Origin of the sequence: Herbiconiux daphne (assembly GCF_024979295.1) — a bacterium.
Taxonomy (GTDB): domain Bacteria; phylum Actinomycetota; class Actinomycetes; order Actinomycetales; family Microbacteriaceae; genus Herbiconiux; species Herbiconiux daphnes.
In genome coordinates this window covers 1-3,998 of the sequence record NZ_JANLCJ010000030.1, presented here as the reverse complement: position 1 = coordinate 3,998, position 3,998 = coordinate 1, and the positions used below count along the sequence as shown (strand labels likewise).

At 28.2% G+C, this 3,998-nt stretch carries 7 protein-coding genes; 6 read left to right on the top strand and 1 reads right to left on the bottom strand.

The features are described from left to right. Positions 1 to 367 precede the first annotated feature (367 nt). The 6 genes from N1032_RS22175 to N1032_RS22150 all read left to right on the top strand — a co-directional run bounded on the left by N1032_RS22175 (position 368) and on the right by N1032_RS22150 (position 3,530). The gene (locus tag N1032_RS22175; RefSeq protein ID WP_259542397.1) at positions 368 to 622 is read left to right on the top strand and encodes a hypothetical protein; all 255 of its coding nucleotides are present in this window, start codon (positions 368 to 370) and stop codon (positions 620 to 622) included. Positions 623 to 855: 233 nt separating this feature from the next. After that, positions 856 to 1,131: a hypothetical protein gene (locus N1032_RS22170; protein WP_259542395.1), complete on the top strand. Its 276-nt coding sequence runs from the start codon at positions 856 to 858 to the stop codon at positions 1,129 to 1,131. Positions 1,132 to 2,065: 934 nt separating this feature from the next. Then, a complete protein-coding gene (locus N1032_RS22165) occupies positions 2,066 to 2,263 on the top strand; it encodes a SpoVG family protein (RefSeq protein WP_259542393.1) in 198 nt (65 codons plus the stop codon). Between the two features lie 359 nt (positions 2,264 to 2,622). Beyond that, positions 2,623 to 3,033, top strand: a complete 411-nt coding sequence (locus N1032_RS22160) for a Ulp1 family isopeptidase (RefSeq protein ID WP_259542391.1) — start codon at positions 2,623 to 2,625, stop codon at positions 3,031 to 3,033. Next, a complete protein-coding gene (locus N1032_RS22155; RefSeq protein WP_259542388.1) occupies positions 3,011 to 3,184 on the top strand; it encodes a hypothetical protein in 174 nt (57 codons plus the stop codon). Before N1032_RS22160 ends, N1032_RS22155 begins: the two co-directional genes overlap by 23 nt. Positions 3,185 to 3,368: 184 nt before the next feature. Continuing rightward, entirely contained in the window at positions 3,369 to 3,530 is a 162-nt protein-coding gene (locus N1032_RS22150; RefSeq protein ID WP_163638892.1) for a hypothetical protein, read from the top strand. A gap of 190 nt (positions 3,531 to 3,720) precedes the next feature. On the opposite strand, the gene N1032_RS22145 is transcribed toward N1032_RS22150, so the two are convergent. Beyond that, the coding region (locus N1032_RS22145) for a hypothetical protein (protein ID WP_259542385.1) at positions 3,721 to 3,998 on the bottom strand (278 nt) is incomplete at its 5' end.

The window sequence follows — 3,998 nt, the reverse complement described above, 5'->3', positions numbered from 1 at the left end:
ATTTTAACCACAATCCCTACAATTGCTATAGGTGAAGATGCAACTAACTATATCATTGCCAAGTTTGAAATTGAGGAATAATGTCCCTATTTCTAAAACTCAAACTCAAATATTACGACTTTAAAATATGATTAAACGAAAGGATACACAATGACTAAACTAAAACATCTAATTCTTAAATGAATTCTTGGTCTTGCTAAATATGCAGACATTAATCACAATGGTAAAGTAGAAATGGTTGTTTCATACGACCTTGAAACTAAAAAAGTTAAAGTTGAGGTTAAGTAATGAGAATAATAATTTTTACAAAACACGGTGCTACATTTGAATTTAACAATGTTCAAGGTTGAGTTAAGGTTGGTGAATAATGGATGTAGAAATAGTAACGGCAATTATTGCAGCTGTCTCAGCAAGTGGTGGTCTTAGTGGTTTATTAGGTTTTCACTCTCACAATAGAGCAAAGAAAATTAAACAAGAACACATGACTTATAAAACTGATCTTGACATTAAAGTTGCAAAGCTTGAGCAAAAGGTACATGATCTAGATAAAGAAACTCACAATGATATTAAAGATATCAAAGGTGATATTCACTATATCAGAACTAAACTTGAAGAAAAGTAGTTAATTCTACTTTTTTCATTTATAATTATTTTGGTACCAACTTATATTACTTTATTCTCCAATGAGGTTTTATGCTAAGCTCCTAGGGCTTAGTTTTCTTATATAATTTAAATATGGAAGAAATAAACAAATACCTTGGAGAAATAGATGAATTTGTAAAATCACTTGAAGATCGTGATGTTAAGGATTCATATGAGCAATGAAAGCAAGAGCGTCAAAGTGTTCTTAATTTGGTGTCTGAAAGTGAACGGCAATTAATCGAAGCCAAAATTAAACTTGACATTGTTAAAGCATTTAGAAAAAGAAAAGGTGATTTTTTTCACTATGAAGATATTCTTGAGATTCCTTTACTAAAAGAATATTTCAAAATAATTGTGTGTACAGGTGATCGTAATATTGGTAAATCATATTCTTTAAGAAATATATCAACAAAACATAAATTTGTATGGATGCGTAACCAAAGAAACGAACTTGAAGCTCAAGTTAAATCCCACATTGATATTGGGTGACTTGAAAATAATGGTTGAGAACTTGATGGTGGAATATCATCCGAAGCTATTGACATTGTTGAAATCATGGGAAAGAAAAATAAAGTTGGATACTATAGAGATGTCAACACAATTGGAAAATACAAATCTATTGACTTTCCAGATGTAGATTTACTTGCATGAGAAGAATTCAATTCACCAGTGACAATATCTAATAAATTTGAGAAATTCACAACATTTGTATCTACAGTTCAACGTCATAGACCAAATTTACAAGTGATACTTCAGGCAAACTATGTTGATAACACTGATGAGATGTTAACTAAACTTGGAATTCCAATTGGAAAACTTACAAAAGATCAGTTTGTATTCTTCAATTGAATTACAGGTGCAATTAATATTTTCATTCCAAAGGGAATCTATAAATCAGTTTCATCTAAGAAAGATAATCTTGGATATCGTCTTTCACTTATGGAACATGATGTTTGAAAAAGTCAATATGGTGCACAATTTTCAAATGAAGAGCTTCTTAATATTATTGATTCAAATGACTTTACTTTTATAGATCCTAAATATAATCTTAAGTTTTATTCAGATATTGAAAGACAAACAATTTCACTAACCATGTACTATGTAATTGATAAAGATGGAATGCCTCACAATTTTATTTCAACAACTAGGGGCAATAACAATAAACCAGTGTTAGTTGTTGACTATCTTTCAAATGTTAGATATCCAGGATCATTATTAGTAGAACCACATCAACTTGAAAACTTAGTTAAAGCGTGACATTCATTTAATTTAACAACTGATAATATCGAAGTATTTTCATTATTAATTAAACTTTTAGCTGCAGCTCAAAAACAAAATGAAAATGGAAATATTAAATTTATTGAAGAAATTAAATCAATTTAGTGTAATATAAAAGAGAGGCAATGCCTCAGAGGAGAACACTATGGACTACAAAACTTCATTTAAACATGAAGGTGTAACATATGATGTTGAAATCACTTTTAGAGAATATGTTAAGGGAAAATTAAAAGGCTTTGTAAATGCATCGTTTAAAAAAGGTGATGAAATTTACTTGGTTGCAAATGACTTGCAAGTTGTTGAAGGAACTAAAGGACACTTTATTTCAGAACCTAAAAAATGAAACCCAAAACAAGAAAAAGAATTCGTGCAATTCTTAATTCCAAGAGATTTCAAAAATCACATCATTGAAACACTAAAACTAAAATAAAAAATATTTTGAGAAAGTTGCTACAACTTTCTTTTATTTTGCTATAATAAGTTAGAGGCAAGACCTCAAAGGAGAATAATATGAAATTAAATTTTAGTGGTAAATACTACCATGATATTACTTTCATTCCTCAATGAATTACTAAAAATGTATTGAGTGATTGAAAAGAAGTTAAAGAATTTACAATTGAATCAGTTGAAGAATATTCAGCAAAATCATTTGTAGTTGAAGGAAAAGTTACTTATAATTTTGAAAATGGTGAGTTACACGCTATGAAATTCTACGTACCTAAAAATCATTTTAATGAAGATAAAGCAAAAGAATTTGTTGTTAGTAAAATTGTTGAAACAGGTAAAGGTGAAGGATATGTTGAAATTGTCGTTAGTGCTAAGGAATTAGCAAAAACACATGGTGCACTATCAATTGATGATTTAAGTAAATCACTAGATCAGCACAATAAAAATAACAATACAAATTATGTTATTGTTGATTCGGAATACTTTAAAAAGTTATCTGAAAACTATTTAAAATTTGAAGCTTACCTTGAAAAAGAAAAGATTAAAGCTGAAAAGAAAGCTGCTAAAGCAAATAAAAAAGATGAGGTTAAATCTGAAATACCTGAAGGTGTTGAAGAACCTGATTTTGAAAGTGAGGATGAAGATGGCAATTTTGAAGAAGAATAAAAAGTATGAAAAAGCACCAAGAAAAGAAATTAAATCAACTCTTGCGGTGCGTCTTACCCAAGATGAAATTAAAAAATTTAACAATTATCTAGAAAAAACAGGTCTTAATAAGCAGGATGCGCTTCGTAAAATTGTGCTCAGTGTGATCTAATGTCTTGTAAAGAATGTAAAAAACATCCTAGAGCAATTGTTAAGTCTGAAAAAGTTTGTAGTGCGTGTTTATGTTTTATGCTTATGAATAATCCACAACTTGAATTTGAATGAATTGATGATAAAGCTGTTGTTGAATTCAAAGCGCCTTCAAAATTGAGACTATTTTGAGAGGGAGTTAAACCATGAAAAAAGAATTAATTAAAGCACTTAAAGAAACTAATCGTGTACAAGAAGAACATCTTGACATGTTTAGTGATCATCTTATTAAATATGCAAAAGAAAATCAATCTAGTGGAATGTACTTTCTAAGTGAAAAACAATTCTTATCAGAATATGAAAAATGACAAAAACTAAATTCTAATTTGGTTTTGGTTAAAGATTTTAAGTTTAAAGTTCTAAATACTCTAGAAACGAAAGCATATAACACTATTTATAAAACTGATCTAAAACCTTTTTCAAAAGCTGTATTTACAAAACTTGAATATCTTCAAGTATTAAATTATGTGAGGGACAATGAAACAAACAATCCAAAAATTATGGGGTAGGTGTAATGACAAAAGAACAAATTAAGAAAATTGAAATAATTTTTAACACTTTTTCATCACCAATATCTAAAAAACCAAAATTATTAAAAACACAAAAAAAATTAATTATAAAAGATTGTTTGTATTGAAGATATTCAGATAACAAACTTGATATTATCATCAGAACAAAATCACAAACTATAAGATATTCATCAACATTTATTTTTAACATAAAGGAGTAATAATGACAAAAGAACAAATTAAACAAATTGAAGAATTGACGAGTTT

Coding starts and splice junctions, on each gene's coding strand:
- N1032_RS22160 (WP_259542391.1), top strand. CDS start 2,623: ATGAAATTCTACGTACCTAAAAATCATTTTAATGAAGATAAAGCAAAA.
- N1032_RS22175 (WP_259542397.1), top strand. CDS start 368: ATGGATGTAGAAATAGTAACGGCAATTATTGCAGCTGTCTCAGCAAGT.
- N1032_RS22155 (WP_259542388.1), top strand. CDS start 3,011: ATGGCAATTTTGAAGAAGAATAAAAAGTATGAAAAAGCACCAAGAAAA.
- N1032_RS22150 (WP_163638892.1), top strand. CDS start 3,369: ATGAAAAAAGAATTAATTAAAGCACTTAAAGAAACTAATCGTGTACAA.
- N1032_RS22165 (WP_259542393.1), top strand. CDS start 2,066: ATGGACTACAAAACTTCATTTAAACATGAAGGTGTAACATATGATGTT.